The 25,684-nt window shown below is 36.3% G+C and carries 25 protein-coding genes; 14 read left to right on the top strand and 11 right to left on the bottom strand.

Annotated features, from left to right (window positions below):
• Window positions 1-376: 376 nt before the first annotated feature.
• Together ASF92_RS16880 and ASF92_RS16885 are read left to right on the top strand one after the other, a co-directional pair.
• Window positions 377-2,536 carry an FUSC family membrane protein gene (locus ASF92_RS16880; RefSeq protein WP_056095928.1) on the top strand — a complete coding sequence of 720 codons (2,160 nt, stop codon included), beginning with the start codon at window positions 377-379 and terminating at the stop codon, window positions 2,534-2,536.
• Window positions 2,537-2,608: 72 nt separating this feature from the next.
• Complete coding sequence (locus tag ASF92_RS16885) at window positions 2,609-3,019, top strand: organic hydroperoxide resistance protein (RefSeq protein WP_056095932.1); 411 nt, start codon at window positions 2,609-2,611, stop codon at window positions 3,017-3,019.
• A gap of 65 nt (window positions 3,020-3,084) precedes the next feature.
• On the opposite strand, the gene bioB is transcribed toward ASF92_RS16885, so the two are convergent.
• The 4 genes from bioB to ASF92_RS16905 all read right to left on the bottom strand — a co-directional run bounded on the left by bioB (window position 3,085) and on the right by ASF92_RS16905 (window position 7,399).
• Window positions 3,085-4,089, bottom strand: coding sequence for a biotin synthase BioB (gene bioB / locus ASF92_RS16890; RefSeq protein WP_056095934.1), 1,005 nt, complete (start codon window positions 4,087-4,089; stop codon window positions 3,085-3,087).
• Window positions 4,090-4,224: 135 nt separating this feature from the next.
• Window positions 4,225-5,577 (bottom strand): magnesium transporter, encoded by a 1,353-nt coding sequence (gene mgtE, locus ASF92_RS16895; protein WP_056095937.1) that lies wholly within the window; start codon window positions 5,575-5,577, stop codon window positions 4,225-4,227.
• Window positions 5,578-5,663: 86 nt separating this feature from the next.
• Window positions 5,664-6,785 carry a magnesium/cobalt transporter CorA gene (gene corA / locus ASF92_RS16900; protein ID WP_056095939.1) on the bottom strand — a complete coding sequence of 374 codons (1,122 nt, stop codon included), beginning with the start codon at window positions 6,783-6,785 and terminating at the stop codon, window positions 5,664-5,666.
• Between the two features lie 2 nt (window positions 6,786-6,787).
• Window positions 6,788-7,399, bottom strand: a complete 612-nt coding sequence (locus tag ASF92_RS16905; RefSeq protein ID WP_056095943.1) for a WbqC family protein — start codon at window positions 7,397-7,399, stop codon at window positions 6,788-6,790.
• A gap of 39 nt (window positions 7,400-7,438) precedes the next feature.
• Here ASF92_RS16905 and ASF92_RS16910 point away from each other — a divergent pair, with 39 nt between their 5' ends.
• Entirely contained in the window at window positions 7,439-8,311 is an 873-nt protein-coding gene (locus tag ASF92_RS16910; RefSeq protein WP_056095946.1) for a lysophospholipid acyltransferase family protein, read from the top strand.
• Window positions 8,312-8,319: 8 nt separating this feature from the next.
• Window positions 8,320-9,333, top strand: coding sequence for a glycosyltransferase family 2 protein (locus ASF92_RS16915; RefSeq protein WP_056095948.1), 1,014 nt, complete (start codon window positions 8,320-8,322; stop codon window positions 9,331-9,333).
• A 43-nt stretch (window positions 9,334-9,376) separates the two neighbouring features.
• Here ASF92_RS16915 and aroQ read toward each other — a convergent pair whose 3' ends face one another.
• Window positions 9,377-9,799: a type II 3-dehydroquinate dehydratase gene (aroQ, locus tag ASF92_RS16920; protein ID WP_056095951.1), complete on the bottom strand. Its 423-nt coding sequence runs from the start codon at window positions 9,797-9,799 to the stop codon at window positions 9,377-9,379.
• A gap of 140 nt (window positions 9,800-9,939) precedes the next feature.
• Here aroQ and xerD point away from each other — a divergent pair, with 140 nt between their 5' ends.
• A complete protein-coding gene (gene xerD / locus ASF92_RS16925) occupies window positions 9,940-10,839 on the top strand; it encodes a site-specific tyrosine recombinase XerD (RefSeq protein WP_056095953.1) in 900 nt (299 codons plus the stop codon).
• Here xerD and prmC read toward each other — a convergent pair.
• Entirely contained in the window at window positions 10,836-11,681 is an 846-nt protein-coding gene (gene prmC / locus ASF92_RS16930; protein ID WP_056095956.1) for a peptide chain release factor N(5)-glutamine methyltransferase, read from the bottom strand. The two genes, xerD and prmC, sit on opposite strands and share 4 nt — an antisense overlap.
• Window positions 11,682-11,742: 61 nt before the next feature.
• On the opposite strand from prmC, the gene ribD reads away from it, so the two are divergent.
• From ribD to ASF92_RS16950, 4 genes are read left to right on the top strand one after another with little or no spacing between them, the layout of a single operon-like run.
• A complete protein-coding gene (ribD, locus tag ASF92_RS16935; RefSeq protein WP_056095959.1) occupies window positions 11,743-12,795 on the top strand; it encodes a bifunctional diaminohydroxyphosphoribosylaminopyrimidine deaminase/5-amino-6-(5-phosphoribosylamino)uracil reductase RibD in 1,053 nt (350 codons plus the stop codon).
• Window positions 12,795-13,661, top strand: coding sequence for a DMT family transporter (locus ASF92_RS16940; RefSeq protein WP_056095962.1), 867 nt, complete (start codon window positions 12,795-12,797; stop codon window positions 13,659-13,661). The genes ribD and ASF92_RS16940 overlap by 1 nt, the downstream gene beginning before the upstream one ends.
• Window positions 13,651-14,265 carry a YigZ family protein gene (locus tag ASF92_RS16945; RefSeq protein ID WP_056095964.1) on the top strand — a complete coding sequence of 205 codons (615 nt, stop codon included), beginning with the start codon at window positions 13,651-13,653 and terminating at the stop codon, window positions 14,263-14,265. The genes ASF92_RS16940 and ASF92_RS16945 overlap by 11 nt, the downstream gene beginning before the upstream one ends.
• Before the next feature lie 7 nt (window positions 14,266-14,272).
• A complete protein-coding gene (locus tag ASF92_RS16950; RefSeq protein ID WP_056097093.1) occupies window positions 14,273-15,133 on the top strand; it encodes a nucleoside phosphorylase in 861 nt (286 codons plus the stop codon).
• A gap of 27 nt (window positions 15,134-15,160) precedes the next feature.
• Here ASF92_RS16950 and ASF92_RS16955 read toward each other — a convergent pair whose 3' ends face one another.
• Both ASF92_RS16955 and ASF92_RS16960 read right to left on the bottom strand, forming a co-directional pair.
• Window positions 15,161-15,559 carry a DUF1398 domain-containing protein gene (locus ASF92_RS16955; RefSeq protein ID WP_056095967.1) on the bottom strand — a complete coding sequence of 133 codons (399 nt, stop codon included), beginning with the start codon at window positions 15,557-15,559 and terminating at the stop codon, window positions 15,161-15,163.
• A 2-nt stretch (window positions 15,560-15,561) separates the two neighbouring features.
• Complete coding sequence (locus tag ASF92_RS16960; RefSeq protein ID WP_056095969.1) at window positions 15,562-16,611, bottom strand: aldose epimerase family protein; 1,050 nt, start codon at window positions 16,609-16,611, stop codon at window positions 15,562-15,564.
• A gap of 64 nt (window positions 16,612-16,675) precedes the next feature.
• Here ASF92_RS16960 and ASF92_RS16965 point away from each other — a divergent pair, with 64 nt between their 5' ends.
• The 3 genes from ASF92_RS16965 (at window position 16,676) to ASF92_RS16975 (ending at window position 20,059) form a co-directional block, all read left to right on the top strand.
• Window positions 16,676-17,827 carry a galactokinase gene (locus ASF92_RS16965; protein WP_056095974.1) on the top strand — a complete coding sequence of 384 codons (1,152 nt, stop codon included), beginning with the start codon at window positions 16,676-16,678 and terminating at the stop codon, window positions 17,825-17,827.
• Between the two features lie 51 nt (window positions 17,828-17,878).
• Entirely contained in the window at window positions 17,879-18,409 is a 531-nt protein-coding gene (locus tag ASF92_RS16970; RefSeq protein WP_056095977.1) for an RNA methyltransferase, read from the top strand.
• Window positions 18,410-18,775: 366 nt separating this feature from the next.
• Complete coding sequence (locus tag ASF92_RS16975; protein ID WP_056095980.1) at window positions 18,776-20,059, top strand: OmpA family protein; 1,284 nt, start codon at window positions 18,776-18,778, stop codon at window positions 20,057-20,059.
• Between the two features lie 102 nt (window positions 20,060-20,161).
• On the opposite strand, the gene ASF92_RS16980 is transcribed toward ASF92_RS16975, so the two are convergent.
• Complete coding sequence (locus tag ASF92_RS16980; protein WP_056097095.1) at window positions 20,162-21,460, bottom strand: DEAD/DEAH box helicase; 1,299 nt, start codon at window positions 21,458-21,460, stop codon at window positions 20,162-20,164.
• A gap of 337 nt (window positions 21,461-21,797) precedes the next feature.
• Between ASF92_RS16980 and ASF92_RS21090 the strand changes: the two genes are divergently transcribed.
• Both ASF92_RS21090 and ASF92_RS16985 read left to right on the top strand, forming a co-directional pair.
• Entirely contained in the window at window positions 21,798-21,959 is a 162-nt protein-coding gene (locus ASF92_RS21090) for a hypothetical protein (protein WP_157263956.1), read from the top strand.
• Between the two features lie 572 nt (window positions 21,960-22,531).
• Window positions 22,532-23,557, top strand: coding sequence for an LD-carboxypeptidase (locus ASF92_RS16985; protein WP_056095983.1), 1,026 nt, complete (start codon window positions 22,532-22,534; stop codon window positions 23,555-23,557).
• 62 nt (window positions 23,558-23,619) lie between these two features.
• Here the strand turns inward: ASF92_RS16985 and ASF92_RS16990 are convergent, their stop codons facing one another.
• Window positions 23,620-24,936, bottom strand: a complete 1,317-nt coding sequence (locus tag ASF92_RS16990) for a hypothetical protein (protein WP_056095984.1) — start codon at window positions 24,934-24,936, stop codon at window positions 23,620-23,622.
• Between the two features lie 263 nt (window positions 24,937-25,199).
• Window positions 25,200-25,634 carry an Hsp20/alpha crystallin family protein gene (locus tag ASF92_RS16995; RefSeq protein WP_056095987.1) on the bottom strand — a complete coding sequence of 145 codons (435 nt, stop codon included), beginning with the start codon at window positions 25,632-25,634 and terminating at the stop codon, window positions 25,200-25,202.
• Between the last annotated feature and the right edge of the window lie 50 nt (window positions 25,635-25,684).

A 25,684-nucleotide genomic window follows, 5' to 3' on the forward strand; every position in this document is an offset into this window, starting at 1 on the left:
ATTCGAAATAATCCCTTTTCAGTTCAGTATTTCTTTTGAATTTTCTATCAGACTTTCAAATTACTCCGTATTTGATATAAACTAATATACGGCATAAACACGGCGGTGTCAATAAAAATTAAAAATTTTTATTGACACATTTATCCACCTGAAAATCAAGGTTTTTAACATTTATTTTATCTAGAAATTACTTTTCCAATAGCCTATAGCATCTTTAGAGATGTTATTAACATTTTTAGGTATCTTACTTATAAACAATTACTTGCGCTTAAATGTAAGATGATTCTTTTATTTTCGCCTTAAAAGCATAGCTTTCTAAGAAAAGTTAGATAAAAACGTTCAACAAAAACCTGCTTATTATGTTATTTTTGTAAGTATGCAAATCAGACAACCGATTAGAAATGTTCAGGATTTTTTACTTAGTACATACTTTGCAGATGGCTTGCGCATTACTATTGGTGTTCTTTTACCGTCTTTAATATTTGCGCATTACGGAATGCTCAAGTACGGAATGACGCTTTCCCTGGGTGCATTATGCGTTAGCGTTGTGGATAGTCCGGGGCCTATGGTTCACAGAAGAAATGCAATGCTGGTTACGACAGGTTTAATATTTGTCTTTTCCATACTAACCGGACTCACCAATAGAAACCATTATTTCATCGGGGTACTGCTTGCGGCATCTAGTTTTGTATTTTCCATGTTTTACATTTATGGAATCAGAGCGGCATCTATCGGTACTGCCACCTTGTTAATTATGGTTTTAAGTATAGATGATGTGCGTCCGTGGGATGAAGTAATAATCTATTCTTTAATGATTTTAGCTGGCAGTTTATGGTATACGGGGCTGAGTTATTTTGTTTACCGGCTACGCCCCTTTCGTCTGGTTCAGCAATCCTTAAGCGATTCTATAATTGAAGTTGCTGAATTCTTAAGGGAGAAAGCTAAATTCTATCACAGGAATAACAATTACGATAAAACTTACGCGGATTTGCTTCAGCTCCAGGTTTCAGTTCACGAAAAGCAGGATGCTGTAAGAGAGCTTTTATTCAGAACGCGTGAAATCATTAGGGATTCTACACCTGAAGGACGGTTTTTGATGCTTGTATTTGTAGATATGGTCGATTTATTTGAGCAGGTAATGTCTACTTATTACAATTACAAGCAGCTTCACGAACAGTTCGATACGGCAGGTATTTTATCTGACTACGAAATGGCAATTAAGCGTATTTCCTATGCCCTGGACGACATCGCTTTTGCATTAAAAAGCGGTGGAACGCCTGTTGTTTCGAAACGTTTACTTATTGAAATCGAGAGATTAAAGATTAAAATCAACAATTTTGAAAAAAATAATGATAAAAAGCAATTCAGCACTTCGGGTATTATCGCTTTAAAAAATATTGAGGTAAACATTGAGAATATCCTGGGAAGAGTAAAAACCATCATCAGTTATTTCAAGCTTCGAAATAGTAAAGATATCCGTAAGGCAGAAGTGGATACCGAAAAATTTATTACGCGACAAAAATTTGATTATAGCTTATTTACAGAAAACCTAACTTACAGTTCTTCAACTTTCAAGCATTCGCTAAGGGTTACAGTAGTAATGGTTCTAGGCTTTGTAGTGTCACAATTGTTGAATTTTTCTCATAGCTATTGGATATTACTAACCATTCTGGTCATTTCAAAACCGGGGTTCAGTTTAACGAAGGAAAGAAATTATCAACGCCTTATTGGAACCACCATAGGTGCTTTTGTTGGAATGGGTGTATTAATGTATGTTCATGATAGAAATGCCTTATTTATAATTCTGCTTATTTGTATGATTGGCTGTTATAGCTTTCAAAGGAAAAATTATGTTGTGAGTGTTCTTTTTATGACCCCTTATATTCTTATTCTATTTGATTTTTTAGGCATGGGCTCAATGGCATTGGCGAGAGAAAGAATCTATGACACATTTATAGGTTCTGGAATTGCACTTCTGGCTAGCTATTCTCTATTCCCAACCTGGGAGCACGAAAAACTTAAAGAAGCAATGGTTAATATCCTTCGGGCAAATAAAGCTTATTTTGAACAGGTTGTAAAGCTTTACTTCGAAAAAAATTACAATAGAACCGATTATAAGCTGGCAAGGAAAGAAGTTTATGTAAGCACCGCCAATTTAGCTTCTTTATTTCAAAGAATGTTTTCCGAGCCGAAAAGCAAACAACTGTTTATCAAAGAAGTGCACCAGTTCACAGCATTAAGTCATTTGATTTCATCGTATATTGCTACACTTTCACTTTATAATAAAGAGCACGATTTTCATTTCGAAAATTTCGAAGGCCTAAAACCAATAGCAAATAACACAACATATTTGTTGGATACCAGTATCGAAAACCTGGAGAAAGGTCAGAATACAGTCGAGAATGTACCTTTAATCAGAATGAACAATGACGCTATCCATATTAAATCGGGTGAGGACTTAATACCCGAGCAGTTCGATTTGATCCAAAAAGTCGCTTACGATTTGTATAAGCTATCGTTGAAAGTTAAAATCTAATCTCCCAATTAATTGCATATATGAAACAATGATGATCCCTTGCTGTTAGGTATATAATCAATTAATAAAATTATGGAAAAGTTATATACAGCTGAAGTTACAGCTACAGGAGGAAGAGACGGTCATATAAAATCGAGCGATGGGCAATTGGATTTTGAGTTAAAAAAGCCAAAAGAACTAGGCGGGCAAGGCGGTGCAACAAATCCCGAACAATTGTTTGCAGCAGCATGGGGACCTTGTTATCTTGGGGCTTTAGGCTCAGTGGCAGAGCGCGATGGTGTAGATACCAGTGAGGCCACCGTAAATGTTCTGATTTCTTTCAATAAAGATGGAAATGCTTTTGTACTCTCAGCAGATTTAGATGTACATATTCCGGGTATTTCTCTCGAAGAGGCGCAACAACTTGCTGATAAGGCGCATAGAGCTTGTCCTTACTCTAAAGCGACGCGTGGAAATATTGAGGTACGGGTTACAGCAATATAAAATCATTGAAATAAAAATGGGGCGGATTATTTATCCGCCCCATTTTTTATTGATGAAACTTTAGACTAGACAGCTTCTACCTGTTCCGCCATCGTATTGGCAGGCCTTCCGTTTTTAAAGGCTTCACGGGTTTTTAGGCCTAATAATTCAAACATCGCCATATCGTCGACAAAAGCGGGATTAGGTGTTGTTAATAGTTTGTCTCCTGCAAAAATTGAACTTGCACCCGCCATAAAGCAAAACGCCTGTTCCAGTGTGCTCATTTCATTCCTGCCGGCAGATAAACGTACCACAGAATTTGGCATTACAATACGAGCCGTAGCAATCATTCTAACCATATCCCATATAGGTACACGAGGTTGATCGGCAAGTGGTGTACCTTTTACAGGAACCAGCGCATTAACCGGAACAGATTCCGGGTGTTTTTCCATATTGGCTAACGTTTGCAACATAGAAACCCGATCTTCTACTGTTTCTCCTAAGCCAATAATTCCTCCGCTACAAACTGTTAATTTGGCTTTTCTTACATTCTTAATCGTGTTTAAGCGATCATCGTATGTGCGGGTAGAAATGATGCGTTTGTAGTCATCTTCTGATGTATCGATATTATGATTGTAGGCATATAAGCCGGCATCAGCTAGACGTTGCGCCTGGTTTTCAGTAAGCATACCCAGGGTACAGCAAACTTCCATATCCATATCATTAACTGCTTTAACCATGTCAATTACCCGGTCAAAGTCGCGGTTATCACGAACCTCACGCCAGGCAGCACCCATGCAAAGACGCGATGCGCCTCCTTCTTTTGCTTTCACAGCAGCGCTGATAACCTGCCCAAGCTGCATTAATGGTTGTACTTGTAAGTCAGTATGGTATCTCGCTGCCTGTGGGCAATAAGAACAATCTTCAGCGCAACCACCGGTTTTAATGGAGATCAGAGAGCTAACCTGAACTTCATTATAATCTTTGTTTGCCCTATGTATAGTAGCCGCTTCATAAACCAAATCTAAAAATGGTTTGTTGTAAATTGCCGATATTTCGTCTTTATTCCAATCGTGTCTTGTTGTTTGCATTGTGGGATCAGGATTTTTTGGATTTAAGGATTAACATGATGATATTTTAATTTGTACAGGTAGCTAACTTAAGTTTTGGAGATAACGTACAAAATTTGGTTATCTTAAGTTCTTAAATCAATCAAATCCTGATTGTTATAGTAAAAGTTTACTGGCCAGACCTAAAATCAGCAGGAAGCCAAAAACGTCGGTAAAAGTAGTAATAATTATAGAGGATGCAATGGCTGGATCGATGCCAACACGCTTTAGAATCAATGGAATTCCGGCTCCGGTAATTCCTGCGATCACAAGATTACCAGTCATTGCCAGGAAGATAACCAGTCCTAGCATTGGATTTCCGTCAAAAAAATAGGCAAAAATAAATACAATCAGCCCATTTGAAGCACCATTAATTAAGCCGACAGTAAACTCTTTTAATACGGTTCGGTAAGCCTGTTTATCCGTTAAATCATACAGCGATATACGTCGTACCGTAACTGCCAGCGCTTGAGTAGCAGCGTTCCCTCCCATTCCCGCTATGATGGTCATGTACGCTGCCAAGGAAGGAATTAACTTAATTGTGGGGTCGAAATAACGAACCACAGAGGAGGCGAGAAATGCCGTACCCAAATTAATAATTAGCCATGGCAAACGTGATTTGACAGCTTCCACCCAATTACCACTTAGTTCCTCATCTTCTGATACACCTGATATTTTTAAAATATCTTCGGTGCTCTCCGCTTCCATAACGTCAATTACATCATCGAATGTTACCCGACCGAGTAGTTTCTGATGCTGGTCAATAACCGGAATACTTGTCAAATTATATTGTGAAATCAGGTTTGCAACTTCTTCCTGGTCTGTATCGGGATGCACAAAAACAGCATCAATTTTAACCAGTTCCGTTATTTTTGCATTGTGTTTGGCTTTAATAATATCTTTTAACGAAACAATACCTTTAAAAATTTCGGCGTCATCAACTACATAAATGGTATAAAACTCCTCCATTTCCTCACTTTGACGGATAATCTCGTCAATTGCATCTTTTTTAGTAAGGTTAATGTTTACACAGATCAGTTCTGTGTTCATCAAGCCCCCTGCAGTTTTTTCGTTGTAAGTTAAAAGGTTCCTGATTTCTGACGCATCTTCTTCATTAAGGTCTTCAAGAATCTCTTTCTGCTCATGATCTTCCAGCTGAGAAATGATATCTGTTGCATCGTCATAGTCTAATTCCTCAACAATCTCGGTACGTTTATCGGGGTGAAGTTCAAAAAGTAAATCTTCCGGATGGGATTCTTCATCCATTTCCGAAATAATCTCAGAAGCGATCTCCGCTGGAAGGAGGTTTATGATATGCCGTTGTTCGGATTTGTCCAAACGTTCGAACAAAATTGCGATTTCTGAGGCATGGTATTCCTCTAAAACTATTTTTAAAGTTTCATCGCCAGCTAAAATTGCATTTTTAACCTTGAGTACGTCGCTTTTATCTATTTCGAATGATGATTGCATAGGGCTCGAGCCCCTAAAATAGTTAATCTAGATTGATTAAATGTTAAATTTTATTTTTTCTTCAAACAGAAAAGAATTTCAGGTTTTTATTTAAACCAACCCCGTCTCCAAAAATAAATGATTTGGATCACAGCGATTACGAGCATCACCAGCCAGGTGTATAAGTAACCATGTTCAGCATATAACTCAGGCATATTGTCTTTTAAGATTTTGCCCGTTACCGGGTCTTCCCTACTGAAATTCATCCCATAAATTCCAGCAATAAAAGTCAAGGGAATAAATATTGATGATATAATGGTTAAAACCTTCATAATTTCATTCATCCTGTTGCTTATGATGGACAAATTCATGTCAATGTTGGCCGACGCAATCTCCTTTAAACTTTCTATAAAATCGATGATCTGTATGCAATGATCATATGCATCCTTGATATAAGTCTTGGTTACATCATTAATTAAGTCACTATCACTTCTCAGAATGTCATTTAGTTTATCACGTTCTGGCCAGGCAACCTTTCTTATGGTAATTAAAGAGCGTTTTATCGCCTGCGTATCGTACATAATACGCTTGTCAGGATTGTCAAATAACCTATCTTCAATGGCGTCAAGTTCCTCCCCCCAGTGATTTAATAACGTAAAATAATTATCGACAATTACATCCATTATGGCATACATCAGGTAGCTGGATCCACCGATTCGGATGTTACCTTTGCCAACTTCCAATCGTTTTCTAACCGGATTAAAACAATCCTGGTAATCTTCCTGAAACGTAATTAAATATTTATTGGTTAGTATAAATGAAATCTGCTCATTGCACAGATCACCCTCATCACTTAAAAATAAATGTCTGCTTACGGCAAATACATACTTATCATTATCGTACTCATCAAGTTTTGGCCTCTGATAAGAACTGGTAATGTCTTCAAGCACCAGCCTGCTTACATTTAATTTTGAATAAAGTGTTTCGAAAATACTGGGATCACCCAGCCCTTTGATGTCAAACCAGTAATAAAAATCTTTGTTTTCAGTAAGTTTGTCAATATCATTGATATTCTGCAGTTCTTCCTTTTTATACGTTTTTTCGTTATAAGTATGAAATGTTATTTTTGGCTTTAATGCATTTTCATCAATTGCGTATAATCCAGGACTTGTACCAGGCTCAGGAACTTTATAATGTTTATGACGACTACGGGTTTTGTTTTTAGCCATAATTAAATGTATAACCGGGTTTGCGGCCCTTGATTAAAAAGTAAGTCAACGATACTTAAATTGGGTATGAAATGATGTTTGTCTTCAAAAACCTGATAATATGGTTTATTGTTTACATCGTCGCTTATTTTCTTCGGACTCATCATTTCCCGATAATCCAATGATGGCTCTAGATCATCGATATATTCAGTCGTTAACTTGTACTCAGTGCTGAACTTCATTTTTTTTGTAAGCCATTGCAAAAGTTCAAGATTATAATCAAATAGAAAATCAAAGCGTTTTTTATAAAAATGTACAAATTCGTCTTCGTAAAACTCGAAATAAGCCGAACTTCGGTAGCAACTTTCCAGGCTCATCCAATGCAAACGTTGCCAGTTAAAATCGTAACTGATTTTTACGTCCTTTAGCGGGGTACGCATTTTTGAACCGCGTACCACAGGAACAGTTATATCTAATTTTCCATTCGGGGAATATATACTAGCCCTGTTCCTGTAGGTTTGTTTAGGGAAATGTTCAAATTGCTCCAGTAAAAAATCAGGGTTAAGCTCTTGTATTTTAGAGAAGTAGCCTACCGGGGGTAGATAAAATAAAGGAAGTATAGCTGTATTCTGCATTTGAAAATATATGTTTGTAGTTCAAACGTTTTAAAATTAATGATTAAAAGAGGGATTGCGCACCTTGGCGTATTTTTTTTATGCCTGATATCGTTACTACCTCTTCCGGTATTGTTATTTTTTGCAAGATTACTATATTATCTGCTTTATTACTTAATAGGTTATAGAAAAAAAGTAGTGAGAAGCAATCTTACGAACTCATTTCCCGAAAAGCCGGCTCAGGATATAATTGCAATTGAAAAAAAATATTTTAAATACCTCGCTAAACTCATTTTTGAAATTATTGAATTAACGACAATTTCGAAAGCAGAAACATTAAAACGGGTCAGGTTTACCGGACTTGAACAGCTGGAAAGCCATTTCAAAAAAGGTGAGAGCGTGCTTGCCTGTACCGGGCATTATGGCAACTGGGAGTTAGGTACGTTAGCGCTTGGTTTAAATATTTCAGCAAAAACACTCGTTATTTTTAAACCGATTAATAACAAGGTATTTGAAGCCTGGTTTAACGAACTGCGTACTAAATTCGGTAATGTTTTCGTAGCAATGAGGCAAACATTGCGCTGCATGGCAACTTATAAAAATGAACCAAGTTTACTTTGTTTTGCCAGCGACCAATCGCCTACACGTGAGGAGAGTAAATATTTTCTTAATTTTCTACATCAACCAACTGCAGCATTACTCGGTGTTGAAAAAATTGCCAAATCTACCAACCGGCCAATTTATTATTTCAAAGTAAGCCCTGTTAAAATGGGTTATTACAATGTCGAGGTCCTGCCAATGTGTTTAAATCCGGCTGAAACACATGATGGAGAAATTACTAATTTGCATTTTCATTTTTTAGAAAATATAATCAACGAAAAGCCTCAGTATTGGCTTTGGAGCCATAAGCGCTGGAAATTTAAACCTGAATAACACAATACATGAACCCATCCGTAGCGGTCGTAATTTTAAACTGGAATGGTAGAGCATTTCTCGAACAATTTTTGCCGGGGGTTTTACGCTCTGAGTATGATAATTTGCAAGTTTTTGTAGGCGACAATGCTTCTACCGATGATTCTATATCGTTTATTGAATCACATTTCCCAAAGGTTAACATTTTGAAAAATGACCAGAACTACGGTTTTGCGGGTGGCTACAATAAAGTTTTAGAAAGAGTGGAGGCCGATTATTTTATATTGTTAAATTCTGACGTCGAAGTAACTCCGAACTGGATACAACCTGTTATCGATCTAATGCAGAGCGATGATAAAATTGCTGCTGCACAGCCGAAGATTAAATGGCAATTAGATAAAAATCAATTTGAATATGCTGGCGCCGCAGGAGGATTTTTAGACCTATATGCCTACCCTTTCTGCCGTGGGCGATTATTCAATGTTTATGAAACAGACCGTGGTCAATATAATGAAATGAAAGAAATTTTCTGGGCTAGCGGTGCTGCATTTTTTATAAAAAGCAAATGTTGGAAAGAAACGGGTGGATTGGATGCTGACCTATTTGCCCATATGGAAGAAATTGATTTATGTTGGAGGTTGAAAAACCTTAATTATAAGGTAGTTTATTGTCCTGATGCTGAAGTATTTCATGTTGGCGGTGGTACCTTACAATCCGAAAACCCGTTTAAAACTTACTTAAACTTTAGGAACAACCTGATAATAATGCAAAAAAACCTGCCTCTTGGTGATGCTGTTTTTCGTATTGCTATTAGGATGTGTATTGATTTTGTAGCCTGGTTACATTTTTTATTATCAGGAAAACCTGCATTTACACGAGCTGTGAGTAAAGGGCACTGGCATTTTATCAGAGATTTAACAAAAACTGCCCGTAAAAGACAACAATCCCTAAAACCTTATGCCGAACACACTGGGGTTTATAAAAGCAGTGTTGTATGGGCTTTTTTTATCAGGAAAATCAAATATTTTTCAAATCTCAATTAACGCCGCTTGTTGATTCTAGTTTTAACTCGGCGTTTGTGTCGTTCTATGAATTTATCAATAAACTTTCTAAAGCCAATCGATAACCCTTTACACCAAAACCAGTTAAAACACCCTTGCAGTTTTTTCCAGTTAATGAAACATGTCGATAGTCCTCTCGGGCATAGATGTTTGAGATATGTACTTCAACGACCGGTGTTTTTATCGCTGCTATTGCATCTGCAATAGCAACAGAAGTATGTGTATAACCACCAGCATTGAGTATAATTCCATCGTAAGTAAAGCCCACTTCATGAAGTTTATTGATCAACTCACCTTCGACATTACTTTGAAAATAGTCTATGTCTACGATTGAGTAAATTTCCCTCAAATCTTTTATATAGTCTTCAATGCTTATATTTCCATATATTGATGGTTCTCTGATGCCTAGAAGGTTGAGGTTAGGTCCATTTATGATTTGAATTTTCATCTTTATAAAATTACTTTAGTTATTGATGAAACTGTTATGGCTTTTAAGCCTGATATAATTAAAAATCATGTTAATTTTGTGATGCGTTACGACGTTTAAATCCTTAATGTTGCAATGTTATAAAAAAAAATAATAAAAACATGCTTTGGCAATCATATATCAAGGGTTTTACCGCATATCTAAAACTTGAACGTTCGCTTTCTGGCAATTCTATTGATGCTTACCTGAACGATATCGATAAGTTGAGACAGTATTTTCAATCGGTCGATAATCAGCCGAAATTAACAGCAATAAGCCCAAACGATATCAAGCTGTTTATTAGCTGGCTGAACAATCTCGGCATGCTGGGCAGTACGCAAGCGAGGGTTATTTCAGGATTGAAGGCTTTTTTTTCTTATCTGATGCTGGAGGACATCATTCAAAGCAATCCAATGGTACACACCGAGTCGCCTAAATTAATCCGGAGATTGCCAGACACCTTAAATATAGATGAAATTAATAGCCTGATTGACGCAATTGATGCATCTAAACCGGAAGGCATGAGAAATAAGGCAATAATTGAAGTTCTGTATGGTTGTGGCCTGAGGGTTAGTGAACTAACAGAATTGAGACTATCAAATCTTTACCCTCAAATCGAGTTCATAAAAGTAATTGGAAAAGGAAATAAAGAGCGCTTGGTTCCAATTGGAGGTATTGCTTTGAAATTACTAGATATTTATATAAATCAGATTCGTGTACATCTGAAAATTAAGAAAGGAAATGAGGATTTTATTTTTTTAAACAGGTTCGGCGCAAAGTTATCAAGAATAACAATTTTTAACCTGATAAAAACCCTGGCGGTTCAGGCTGGAATAAATAAAACAATTAGTCCTCACACTTTGCGACATTCTTTTGCGACACATTTAATCGAAGGCGGTGCCGATTTACGCGCCGTTCAAGAAATGCTTGGCCATTCCAGTATTACCACAACCGAAATTTACACCCATATCGACAGAGATTATTTAAGAGAAGTGGTTACCCAGTTCCACCCACGTTCTTAGGGATTTGTACGAGCCATTATCATCCTGTCCTTCCCCTGCATATCTTTTTTTAATTCAATGTTTTTGAATCCCTTATCTATTAAAATTTGAAGTGTTTCTTCCCATAAAAATTCATTTATTTCGAAGAATAAATAACCGTTTGGATTCAGATTAGTATAAGCAAAATCAGAAATAGTCTTATAGAAAATCAAGGGATCGTCATCACTTACAAATAACGCAGAATGAGGTTCATATGCGATTACGTTTTTGTGCATATCTGCTTTTTCGAGCTGACGGATATACGGCGGATTGCTCACGACAACGTCATAGCTTTTATCACTTGAATAAGAAAGTATATCTGCTTCAATAAAATCAATGTTCGTTCCGTTTAATATCGCATTCGCTGATGCCACCTTCAGGGCTTCATCCGAAATATCTAAAGCCGAGACACTAAGGGCAGGCAAATACTTCTTTATTGCAATCGAAATGCATCCAGAACCGGTACCAATGTCTAGAATGGTCTCTTTTTTTTCTTTAATTTCCTTAATCACCCAATCAACAAGCTCTTCAGTTTCGGGACGGGGAATTAACACGTGTTCATTTATTTTTAAAGGTAAACCATAAAAGACAGTTTCTCCTAGAACCTGTTGTACTGGTTTCCCGGTTTTTAAAACGTCCAATACCCTTGTAAGATCATCAGAATCTTTTTCGGTTAATATCCTGTCTTTTTTGATTAATAATTCACTTTGAGTAACCTTTAAAATGGAGGTAGCAGACAGGTAAAATATCGACTTAGACTCCTCCGTATTGTAAAATTGGTTTAAACTCTGTATATACTCTTTTTCTAATTCTTTAATATTCATTGGTTACAAAACTAATAATTCGGTCGGGCATCCTTGTCATAATTTAACTACTTTTGCGTTAATGAATGATGAATTTTACATTAAGCGTTGTTTAGAATTGGCGGCTATAGCTATTGGGAGTGTTAGCCCGAATCCAATGGTTGGTTGCGTTATTGTTGTTGGTGATAAAATCATAGGTGAAGGTTATCATCAAAAATTTGGCCAAGCACATGCTGAGCCGAATGCAATTAAATCTGTATTTGATAAATATGGCTTAGAGGCCGAAACTTTACTCAAAAAAGCGACAGCCTATGTAAACTTAGAGCCTTGTGCCCATTTTGGGAAAACACCACCATGCGCTGATTTGTTTGTTAAATACCAACTTAAAAAAGTTGTAATTGGCAACAGGGACCCTTTTTCAGGTGTAGATGGTAAAGGCATTGTGAAATTGAAAAATGCAGGAATTAATGTGATAAGTGGCGTTTTGGATGAAACATGTAAGTTTTTTAACCGACGTTTTTTTACCAGGATTCAACAGCAAAGGCCTTTTATCATTTTAAAATGGGCCCAGACGGCAAACGGATATTTTGCAACTGCAGATGGTCACCAGAAATGGATTAGTGGCGGTTTGGCAAAACGTATTGCACACAGGTGGCGTACGGAGGAAGATGCCATATTGATTGGCAAGCAAACCGCAATAATAGATAACCCCCAGCTTACTTCACGCGAATGGCCGGGTAACAATCCAGTTCGTTTAGTAATCGACAGGGAATTGCAAGTTCCTCACAACAGTCATATTTTTAATGGAGAAGCGAAAACCATTATCCTTAACGAAATTAAGACGGATGTGGTTGGGAATATACATTACATACAAATGGAGGACATGCGATTTTATCTACCACAGAAAATTGCATTCCAACTTTATTTAATGGATATTCAGTCTGTAATTATTGAAGGCGGAGCAAATATTTTAAAGCAGTTTTTAGTTGCTAATCTCTGGGACGAGGCACGTATTTTCACGTCTGCAACCAGTTGGATAAATGGCGTCCCCTCACCTGTTATAAATGGTAATTTAACTGAAGAAATCCAACTCGGATCAGATAAACTTTCCATATATATAAATCAAACAACATAATGATTTACATAATTTTAAGTGTTTGTTGCAGTGTAACTGTTGCCGTTTTGCTCAAGCTTGCCAAAAGATACCGAATCAGTATTATTCAAGCTGTAACAGTTAACTATTTAACTGCGTTAATACTTTGCTTTCTCTTTTTCAATTCGGATATTAAACTTGCAGGTTATTCGGCGCCATGGTCAATTTATTCGGGTCTGGCCGTGCTATTACCCACAATATTTCTTTTCCTCGCAGCTTCAGTTAAAAAACTGGGTATTGTTAAAACAGATATCGCCCAAAGACTTTCGCTTTTTATTCCAATTTTAGCTGCATATTTCATTTTTAAAGAAGATTTTAGCCAGCTGAAATTTATTGGACTCGGCGTGGGGTTTACTGCTATTGTTTTAACATTTTTTCGCAAAACTGAAGGTAGTTCAAACCTGAATGATTGGCTGTATCCAATAATGGTATTTTTAGGTTTCGGCATTATCGATGTGCTTTTCAAGCAAGTTGCTCTGTATAAAGAATTGCCTTATACAACATCGTTGTTTATTGTTTTTTGTCTTGCTTTCCTGGTTTCGCTTATTATAGTATCAATAATGGTGATTACAAAGAAAACAAAACTCCAGCTTGTTAATATTGGCTGTGGCCTGATACTTGGATTGTTTAATTTTGGCAATATTCTATTTTATTTAAAAGCTCATAAGGCGTTATCCTCGAACCCGTCTACTGTTTTTGCCGCCATGAATTTAGGCGTTATTGTTGTTGGTACTTTAGTTGGCATATTCGTTTTCAAAGAAAAATTGTCTAAACTCAATTATTTTGGAATAGCACTTGCCATCTGTGCCGTTATTTTAATCACATTATCTCAGTTAAATGCTATTTGACGATTCTTATAAAACCATTTCTGGAAAGACAGAAGGAATTTTTCGGGATAAAGGTAGCAAGTTTATTGCCTATGCCTACCCAATTCGCTCTGAGGAGGAAGTAAAGCCGATTATCACAAGCCTTAAATATGAACATAATAAGGCCAATCATTTTTGTTATGCTTATCGATTAACCCCTGACAGATCCGTTTTCAGAGTGAGTGATGATGGGGAGCCATCAGGAACAGCCGGCAGGCCAATCTTAAATTGTTTGTTATCAGAAGATTTAACAAATATACTCATAGTCGTTGTGCGCTATTTTGGCGGAACCCTGCTTGGCGTGCCCGGATTAATCAATGCATATAAATCGGCCAGTTTGGAAGCTATTAAAACATCAGATGTTATTACTAAAACTGTAAATGATATCTACGAAGCTTATTTCGAATATTTGCACATGAATGATGTTATGAAACTGGTGAAAGATGAACAGTTGGAGGTACTTGGTCAGCATTTCGATACGAACTGTATTCTAAAATTTGAAGTAAGAAAAGCACAATTGAATCCAGTTTTAACTAAGTTTGATAAAATTGATGGTGTTCGGCTCAAATACCTTCATACAAATTAGCAGACATATGAAAATAGCGGAAAGTGATTTAATCATTAATCCTGATGGAAGTATTTATCATTTAAAACTTTTACCCGAAGATGTAGCCGAAACAATAATTACAGTTGGTGATCCTGACCGTGTGGGCGAAGTGAGCAAGTATTTTGATAATGTAGAATTAAAAAAAGGCAAACGCGAATTCTTAACCCATACTGGTTTCGTCGGAAAAAAACGAGTTACCGTACTTTCTACGGGAATCGGAACGGACAACATCGATATTGTTTTTAACGAGTTGGATGCGCTTGCAAATATCGATTTTGCAAAAAGGGAAGTGAAAAAACAGCTTACCTCTTTGAATATTATCCGTATCGGAACTTCGGGTGCTGTACAATGCGATATCCCTATCGGAACTATTTTGGCTTCATCTTATGGTTTAGGCCTGGATGCTCTGATGAATTATTATTTAATTGATTTAGCTGATGATGAGCAAAGCTTACTTGGTGATATTGAATCTCATTTCAATCACTTAACAAATATACATCCGTACTTAATTGCCGCTTCTGAAGTTTTGTTAGATACAATCGGGAAAGACCTACCACGGGGAATCACGGTTACTGCACCAGGCTTTTATGCGCCACAAGGACGTCGGGTTCGTGCTAAGAACGCAGTGCCAGATTTCGTGGAATTGGTTAGCAGTTTTAAAAGTAATCAACATCGGATTACCAATTTAGAAATGGAAACTGCAGGAATATATGCACTAGCTAAGGCTTTAGGACATAAAGCACTATCGGTGAATGCTATTTTAGCCAGTCGCGTTAAGTACGAATTTAGTAAAGAGCCAGATAAAGTGGTTGAAAATGCAATTAAATTGGTTCTCGAACGGATTTAGTATTTGTTATTTCTTAAATTTTCTAAATCAGGCTAATTGAATTTTTTCCTTCACCAACTCGTTTTGTGAGGTATCTAAATAAGTGCAGGTCATTTCGATTAAATCAATAATCCATTTTTCTACACCGGCATCTGCAGCCTGCTTGCAAAATGTATAATAATCCGTTTCGCCTCTTTGGTGAACTTGTAGAGCATGCTGTAATTTATCTGCTGAAGATTCGTCATTAATGACTAAAGACGGTGGATACTCATCAGGGCTCGTTTGAACTGAATAGTCATCATTATCAAAATAAACTGATAGTCCGGTCGAAACATATACATCATTTCTAACAACACCCATTTCCTTAATCTTTTTGATGAATTTTGGAAAATCGGCTCCCGTTTTTATTCTCGATTCCGATGCCTTAATTTCTTCGATGCTAAACATATTTATTTGTAATTTGATATCTTAAAAATCGTTGTTTGCGTATACAAATCTTCAGGCTGCAAAACCGTAGACGGAAATTTCTCAATATTGACAGCATTCGGGTGGTGCTGGGTTTCAATACAAATTGCATCAAATGCGTCATAGTCTCTTCCACCCTTTCCATTTTTTACTCTTAAATATTTGGAAGTATATACATGAGCAACGGGCTCAGTCGTATATACACTTAAAACTAAACCACTCTCATCCTCAAATGTTTTGGAAGCCAAGGTCAGATCCCCGTAAATTTTGTCCAGGACAAAAGTTTGGTCATATCCTTCTTCTGGATTCCAGTCTCTTGAAACCTCTTTTTCTGTTCGGAAATCAAAGGGCGTGTTTTCCACCGGGATTATTTTTCCAGTCACACAGTAATTTTCATCTTGCTCTAAATAATTGGATGCAAAAATCTGCAGTTTATGTTTGTCAATGCGTCCGCCACCTGGTGCTAAGTTAAAGTAGTCATGATGTGTCAAATTTACAGCAGTAGCTTTATCTGTTTCGGCTTCGTAAGTTAAAATCAGTTCGTCATTTTCAGTTAATTCGAAAGTTAAAGCGACTATCAAATTTCCAGGAAAGCCTTCTTCGCCATCTACGCTTTCATATTCGAGCGTTACGATGGATTGATTGTCCGCTTCTGAGTCGACTATAGTCCAGAATTTCCTGTCAAAACCAATAACTCCTCCATGAATTGAATCTGTACCTGTATTTTTAATTAATTGATAATCCTCGTTACCAATACTAAATTTACCGTCTTTTATGCGATTTGCATACCTCCCAATCACCGCTCCGATGTGAGGATTGTTTTCAAGATATGCGGCATTAACATACTGCTCCAGATCGTCAAAACCTAAAACGATATCCTGCAAACTGCCTTTGGCATTTTTAACGGTGAATTTATTAATTATTGCACCGTAATTAAGTACCTCAACGCAGGTTCCTTTGCTATTGGTAAGTTCTATTGCGATAACTTCCTCTCCATCAATAAATTTTCCGGTAGATGTTTGCTGAATGCTCATAAATTGTAACTTAGGGCTTTTGTTTACTGAACAAACATACCAATATTTAAATATTTTCTAACAAATGAAAATCAAACTTGAGGAAAAATTTGCCGAGCAATACCACAACAATGCCGATGCAGTTTATTTTACACCGGGCCGGGTGAACCTTATTGGTGAGCACATCGATTACAATGGTGGCTTAGTTATGCCTTGTGCAATCACGCTGGGAACCTGGATCGCGATTGCACCAAACTCCGACAATAAATTCAGATTTAAAAGTTTAAATTTTGAAGCGCAAACTGAAGTAGAAAGTAATAAAAGTCACCAAAAAAATGGCAGCCTTTGGGCCAATTATCCGATTGGCGTTATCAATGAATTTCTGAATGATGGCAAAGAAATCCCAGGTCTGGATTTCCTCTATTTCGGAAATATTCCAATCGGTTCAGGACTTTCCTCCTCTGCTTCTATTGAAATTGCAACTGCATTTGCTTTAAATAATTATTTCAATTTAGGCTACGATAATCTTGCATTGGTGAAAATTGCAAAAAGAGTTGAGAACGACTTTATAGGACTTAATTCTGGAATTATGGATCAATTTGCAGTAGCCTTTGGTGAAAAAGATAAGGCCATTGTTTTGGATTGTGAATCACTTAAATATAAAATGGTCGATGTCAATTTAGGTAATTATGTGCTTGCCATTATAAATACTAAAAAACCTCGCGAATTGGCAGATTCCAAATACAATGAGCGTGTTGAAGAATGCCAAACGGCCTTGAAATTATTAAATGAGGAGGTTAAGCTCAATAATCTTTGTGAACTGAGCGCTGAAAAATTTGCCTTACATAAGCATTTGATCAAAGATGAGACAATTTTAAACCGGGCTACTCATATTGTTAAAGAAAATGATCGCGTTCATTTAGCAGCAAAGGCTTTGAATGCTGGTGAGCTAGATGAGTTTGGCCGATTAATGTACGCTTCACATAAATCTTTAAGAGAGCTTTATGAAGTTAGTGGCAAAGAATTAGATACGGTTGTTGATTTTTGTGCAGGCTACGAACACGTAATTGGTGCAAGGATGACAGGTGCCGGTTTTGGTGGATGTGCAATTGCATTGTTAGAAAAAGGCTTTGAAGAAGATTTTGCCAAATACCTGACTGATTATTACGTAGAACGAATCGGCTATCCAGCTGAAATCTACATTAGTGAAATTGGTAACGGTCCCGTAAAATTATAGTGTTAAATACATTAATCGAATCCCTTATTGGGAAGAGCGTATTTTCTTGAAATGAAAAAATTAAAATTAGACGAGTTAGATCGACCGGATATAGAAGAATTTAAGGCACAGGAAAAATTGTCCGTTGTGGTGGTTTTAGATAACGTAAGAAGCATGCATAACATTGGATCAATTTTCAGGACCGCGGATGGATTTGCATTGGAGAAAATTGTTTTATGCGGAATCACTGCACAACCGCCACACCGGGAAATAGAAAAAACAGCTTTAGGTGCCACACAATCGGTTGATTGGGTTTATTATCCGGAAACTGTCCATGCTGTCGATGAATTAAGCGCTTCAGGATATGAAATTATTGCAATTGAACAAGCCAGGGATAGTACCATGCTGAATACTTTCACACCGGAGAAAGCAAAAAAATATGCATTAATTTTTGGAAATGAAGTTGACGGCGTTAGTGAAGAAGTGATGGCAAAGATTGACAATTGTATTGAAATTCCGCAGTTTGGTACTAAACATTCATTTAATATCACGGTCGCCGCAGGCATCGTTTTTTGGGATTTCTTTGCTAAACTGAAGGTCTGATTTTTAGTTATCTCGTCAACTAGGTTCTAAATTATTTTGTGATTAAAAGCTTATAAACCTGATTAAAATAGCTAATATCATTTATAAATTCCTTTCTCAAGATGAAGGACATTTAAAAAATACAAGCTGTTAAAAAAATTGCTTAATATACCAACTATAAATGGATTAAAATTTACTTGCAACAATCATTTTAATCCATTTTTTCTGTATTTGTGTAACTTTTTTGAAATAAATTTTAAGCCGCTAATTTATTGATTAACAAATTTTTGCCTTATATTTTTTTTATTTGACAGATTTTTTTCTCTACTGACTCAAAACAGTATCACAAAAAAGCTGTTTAAGTTGAAATTAGAATATAGAAATAATATGAATTCGAGAATTACAAAATCAACAATGTTGGTTGCTTTATTGGGACTATCATCACAGCTATTTGCACAAGAAACTCCAACTACATCTGGTAGATTTGGCAAGCAGTCATTAAGAACGTGGAGCATTGGTGCACACGGTGGTATTCTTAGCCAGAATACATTTTTAGGAGGCGGAAGTGTAAAAGCTGAAGAATTTAAAAGTATCGGCTATGGTGCATTTGTTAAAAAACAGATTTTACCTGCCTTAGGCTTACAAGCTGACTTTTTACGTGGTGAAATTAAAACATTGAATGCAACGAGCACCATTGAGCAAATAAACAAAATTAATTGGTCAGGGTCATTAACAGCCGTTTTAAACATTGCGAACTTCAGTTTAAATACAGAGAATGCAGTTTTAATCCCTTATATCAAGGCTGGTGCCGGCTACATGTCCTCTGATTCTCAGGTTGGGACGGTTCAAGCTTTTACTGATAGAGAAGGATGGTTCATTCCAACTGGTGTTGGATTCAAATTGGGTGTATCTAAAGGCATCAATATTGATTTAGGCTACGACATCAATTTCATTAAATCTTCTGCGACTGTTAAAAGTGCTTACAACGAAAGTAGATTCTCTTATGCTCATGCAGGTTTAGAATTTGCTTTGGGTAATAAGGAAAACCCTCAGCTGCAAAATTACAGCGCAATTGCGGACTTGCGTAAACAAAGTGCGGAAGAAAGTGCTGAACTTAGAAGAGCATTATCTACAGCAGAGCAAAATGCGGCAAGAGACAGAGAGCAATATGCTAAAGATTTAGCTGATGACGATAACGATGGCGTAGCAAACAAATTTGACAAATGCCCTGGAACTCCTTCAGGAACAGTTGTTGATGGTTCAGGATGCCCTTTAGCTGCTCCAACTACCAAAGTGATTAAAGAAACAACTGTAATTACAGAAGCTGACCGTAAAGTGGTGAGAGATGCGATTTCTAATTTAGAATTCGATTTAGGTAAATCAACTATTCGTTCTAAATCTTATACTACTTTAAACAGAGTTGCTACTTTATTAATGGAGAAAAACTTTAGTTTAAAATTAGCCGGTCACACAGATAATACTGGTGGTAGAGAATTAAACTTACGTTTATCTAAAGATAGAGCAGAATCCGTTAAAGCTTATTTAGTTTCGCAAGGTGCTAATGCATCCAGAATTGAAGCTACAGGTTACGGACCAGATCAACCAATTGCAACTAACAAAAGTGCATCTGGACGTCAGGCAAACCGTCGTGTAGAATTTACATTATATTAATTGATCATATAATGAAACGCAAAAGCCCCGATTATAATCGGGGCTTTTGCGTTTACAAATATCTGTTTTAAGTGCTTCCTGCCTTGCAATGACAACCTATTATTAAGACAAACCTTTTTTATTCTTATAAGTCATTTTTGCCTTAGTGCCGGCGCTGTAATTATAGTTCTTTAAATTACTGGCTTTTTTTTCGTGAAAAGCGGCACCACGTTCAGATGTTTCCTCATCTTCCTCTTTTTTCTTTTTCTTAGGTTTTGCGGCAGCATCCACAATTTTCAAATCCTCTGGCAAGTCCATTACTTCCATTCGCTGACCAATAGCTTGCTCAATTTTCTTTACCTCAATTAATTCAATATCTGTAGAGAACGTAATGGCAACGACTTCTTCATCTTCATGTTTAACAATACGCTGAATCAAAGTTTCTTTTTGTTCAGGCAATTCAAAATGAAGAATAAACGGTATGCCATGAATATCTAAATCAACCAGGTTTTCATTGGCAACAATCAAAACCCTGGCATCAGGATTTGATTTGAAATCCTCAATATCATCATAACCTTTATCATCAAAAAATAAGGAACGATAAATACTTATTTCTCCTTCTTTAGGATTATTAAAATTTTTAAAAACAGTTTGAGCAGTTAGCCGCGTGTTTACGAACACGACTACTTTTTCAAAAAATTCAGTATCGTTTAACAGTAAGGTTAATAAATTTAATTTGGTTCTGAAATTTGGAACCTGATATAACATTTGCGGATACACCTCTGCTTGCTTTTCGCCTATTTCTTCAACTTCGATGGTCGTAGCAGAATCTTTAATGAAAGGCGAAATCATGTGGTTAAGTTTTTCGTGCATTACTTCCGTAAATACGACGTGTTGAGATTTATATGCACTATTTGCCAATTCTACAACCGGCAATTGTAAGCCCTTTTTCACAATAAGCTCCGCATTATCAACAATAAACAACTGGATTTTATTCGTATTTAAAGCAAGTTTTAAATATAACGCACGCGCCCTATCCGGAACAGCTACGATAATATCGCAGCCATCAGTAATCTCATTCATTTGTGTTTCAATAGTGCCACGACTATCGATTCCCAAAATCCTGAATGTGCTGTTGCGGTTTAATAGCGCAAATTGCTCCAGGACATGATCAACATGTTCTGCATCAGGAACCAGGATTAAAGCCCTTGGTGCTTCTTCAAATGCATATTTTAATTTCATTAAAGTAGCTAAAACATAAGTTGTTGTTTTACCCGACCCCTCCGGACCCACTGCAATAACATCCTGGCCACCTAAAATCCGAGACATGGTTTTGGTTTGGATTTCCTTTGGAGTTAAAAATCCTGCATCAGTCATGGCTGCAACAAGTGGTTTACTCAGTTTTAATTTTTCTAATGACACGCCTATCTTTTTAATGTTTGAAAATGCAAATATCCTTAAAATAATTAGCTTTTGAGAAATTGAATTTAAGGACTGATAATAAATGCCGCAAATCAATGGGTAATTCAGGTGTCCAAAGCATCATTCTCATTAAAATTGGTAACATTCTTAATATTTAGATACACCGTATTTTAAATAATAATATCAAAAATAAAATTAGTTGCTGATTATAAGAAAGTTAAATGGTTTTTTAAATTAAATACTATTAATTCTATAGATATTATATACTTATTTATATATTTGCCTCAATAGCAGTCCTTAATTAAAAAAAGAATGTTAACAGTTAAATGCAGAAATCATGTCCATCTATTTCCAATATCCAGCAATACATGACTATCCAAATTTAAATTATCAAATTAAAACGGAAGTTGTAAGCGAACAGGCTTTAAAAGACAAAGATAAGCTGAATCAGGATGAGGTAAAGGAACTAAAAGATTTTTTAGCGTTAAAGCCAGTTTAATTTACACGGCCAGTTGACCGATTGGGAAGTTGAGGTTTCATAAACTATCATATAATGGTTCGAATCCATTACTAGGCCGCTAAGTGTAACTCATAACACTTAAACCTGATTCTGCTCGATTAGGTAATATTTGGTTATCTTATATTTGTTTTGTTGTTAGCAAGGGCTGTTCGCGATGGATAGCCTTTACTTTTTACGTCAATTTTCTGTCATTCTAAATGCGAGTAATAACTATAAACATCAGTTATAAACTGTCGTATTATTTGGACTTAAATAGTTCGTTCGCTCAAGGTGGAGCGCTCTTTGTAATAAAATACTACATGTTTAAAAGATTTCTCTGTTCCGCTGGGCACCAGTCGAAATGAAGATAAAGCGGCGAAAGAACATTTTTCTAAAAAATCTTAAAACATTTTATTTACTTATCGGTTAACTATATAATTCACATTATACTAATCTTTCACAGATTAATTTGTTTGGTTTAAAAAAAGGGATTTATGGATATAAATCCCTTTTCTTTTATGCAAGAATTTTAAATCATATATTAGCTAACCCAACAAACATCTACTATTTAAATGAATAGAAAACATTTTCTTTCTTCGTTTATTGCTGCTGCAGGTGTACTTCCTGCTTTTAAAGCTTTAGCTACCAGCACTAAAGAGGATGAAGATTCATTATTTAAAATTCCTCCATATTTAAAACAAGGCGATACGATTGGAATAAGTAGCCCTGCAGGATTTATCACACCGGAGCAAATTCAGCCATCAGTTCTGCAGATGCAGAGTTGGGGTTTCAACATAAAGATCGGCGAAACTATTGGTAAACGGGATTTCACTTATGGTGGTACCGATGAGGAAAGATTAGCTGATTTTCAAAAAATGCTTGATGATCCGAACATAAAAGCCATTATGTGTGCCCGTGGTGGTTATGGTTTTATTAGGATAATAGATAACCTGGATTTTTCATTATTTAAAAGAAATCCAAAATGGATTATTGGTTTTAGTGATATTACCGTGCTGCATTGCCATTTAGCAAAAAATTATGGTATTGCATCCATTCATTCAAAAATGTGCAATAGTTTTCCTGACGATTGGACGAAAGCAGAACCCATTCAAATTGAAACTATTTTATCAATCAGGGATGCGATAATTGGTGGGCGAATGAATTATACAGCTCCTGTTAATCCAAATAATAAATATGGAAAGGTTGATGGAATTCTGGTTGGTGGAAATTTGAGCATAATTGAGACCCTGGCGGGCAGTGATTCAGATTTAGATACTAACAACAAAATTCTATTTATTGAAGATACGGGCGAATACCTATACAGTATTGACAGAATGCTTTGGAATTTAAAACGTAGTGGGAAGCTAAAAAATCTGAAAGGATTAATTGTTGGCGGTTTCAAGGTTAAGCCTGATGATGCAGGAGAAGAGTTCGGAAAAAACATTTACGAAATTATTATGGAGAAGGTTGCAGCATATGACTACCCCATCGCTTTTGATTTTCCAGTTGGACATCAAAGGAATAATTTTGCCTTGAAATGTGGATTAAGGCATGTCTTAGAAGTAAATGAGCGCGGCACTCAACTCCGCAGTCATTAACAACTTCTGCTTAGCTTTGAGTGGATATGGAATAACTAAGGTGACACATCAAAAACGAATATCTAAACTGTCTTTACTTCGTCATTCTCATAATCCTCAATATCAGTAATGTATCCATTTATCAAGAGGAAATCAAAAAGCGGCTTTGCCTCAGGAGTGACTGGCATATTTGTGGTTGTTACCACCTCATTCGTTTTCTTATCTAAGAAAGGATATGCAAATAATCGAACGTTTGTATTAAACATATCATTTACGTAACTCAGTAATTGACCTGAATAATTTTCTCCTTTAAAATTTGTTGAATTGAATACAAATTTCAGATTGTTAATGTTGGTTGCCAGACCTACACTTTTTGGTTTGCACCTGGCTAAATATTTTGCCAGGCGGTTATGACGAGTAAAATTAGATACGATTACGATATTACCTGTATCACACATCTCTTGTGCACGTTTGGCAACAGTTTCCAAATCAATGTCATCAGGTGTTTCATCATCATCGGTCAAAACGTTGGTTAATAAAACTTCAATCATCACAGCAAGATTTCCGTCCTCAACGCTATTTGTGCGTTTAAACTGATCAGTTGCTTTATTAAATAAATTGAAGTTTGGTAATGATTTCTGACCATATTTGGTTCTCAAAATCATGATATCCTTTTTATATAATAAATCTTTCGCCTGGCGTGGATGTGCATCTGAATCGAAAATCGCTGCTGCTGAAAAGTCCTTCATAATCATATAAAGATTAAGTAAGATATTATCGACTTCAGGAAACGCAGGACCTTTAACAGAAATTAGGTCGATCTCAACTGAACCAATAGTCAGGTTATCAGCCAGAGATTCTACCATTAATTTGGGATCTTTATAATGATAAAAAGCAGCATATAGTAAATTCACGCCAATAATCCCTAACACACGTTGCTGCATATTCACATCGGTGTCTAGTAAACGAACATGAAAAAATATTTCGTTAGGGAAACCCCCTGGCTCATCCTGGAAACGAATTCCAACCCAACCATGGGGTTCATTTGTACGTTTGTAATTTAAAGTTGTAACTGTATCAGCAAATGCGAAAAATGTTCTGCTTTCATATTTCTCACCTGATAGGCGCTCATTGAGCAAACCGAATTCGTGATCCAGCATTTGCAAAAGTCGGTTTTGAGAAACATAGCGTCCGTTAGATTCTGCTCCGTAAATTGCGTCACTGAAAGTCATATCATAGGCAGACATGGTTTTTGCAACCGTTCCTGATGCCGCGCCTGCGTTAAAAAAGTTTCGGGAAACTTCCTGTCCGGCTCCAATTTCGGCGAAAGTACCGTAAATTCTCGGGTCGAGGTTAATCTTAAGTGCTTTACGTTTAGTGTCCAGAATTTCTCTTGCCATACCGCAAAAATAACAAAAATCATTAGTTCATTGGCATCGTAAACTGATTTGTTTAGACACAAGATTTAATGACAAATGCAACAATATAAAAAAATAAGGTTAGCATCATCCAATGCTAACCTTATAAACCTAAACTTAAACTATTATGAAACCTGCAGCAGCCATCAACTAAATCAACCACACTACCGAGCTGATGCAAGCTTCATAACCTTATTCCTAAAACTAAACTATTATGAAAAATCCTCTGTCGAAAAACGCTTTTATTACGATACTACAATTTCTTTGTGTTGTAATTTAGCATCATCTTTTTTGCTGATGTTGATAGTTAAAATACCGTCTTTATATTCAGCGGTAATGTTGTCACCGTCAGCAGAATCAGGTAAATTAAATGACCTTGCAAATGAGCTGTAGTCAAATTCTTTACGAGTAAAATCTTTAGCTTGTTGGGTTTCATCCTTTTTAACTTCTGCCCACACAGAAAGTGTGTCTTTTTTTAAGTTGATTTGAAAATCTCCTTTTTTTAAACCCGGTGCAGCCAGTTCAATAACGTAGGCGGTTTCGTTTTCGTAAATATTTACATTTGGCGATTTGTCAACCATTTTGTTTTTAGTCACTGCATCGCTAAACAATGAATCAAAAACATTGTTAAAGTAAGGTGCTGTGTTACGAGTTCTGTTGTTAAAATTTACAAGTGTCATATCCAAATTTTTTTGTTTTTTATTTGATATTAACCTTTATTCAACTTATA

The organism is Pedobacter sp. Leaf176, assembly GCF_001424305.1.
Classification (GTDB): Bacteria; Bacteroidota; Bacteroidia; order Sphingobacteriales; family Sphingobacteriaceae; genus Pedobacter.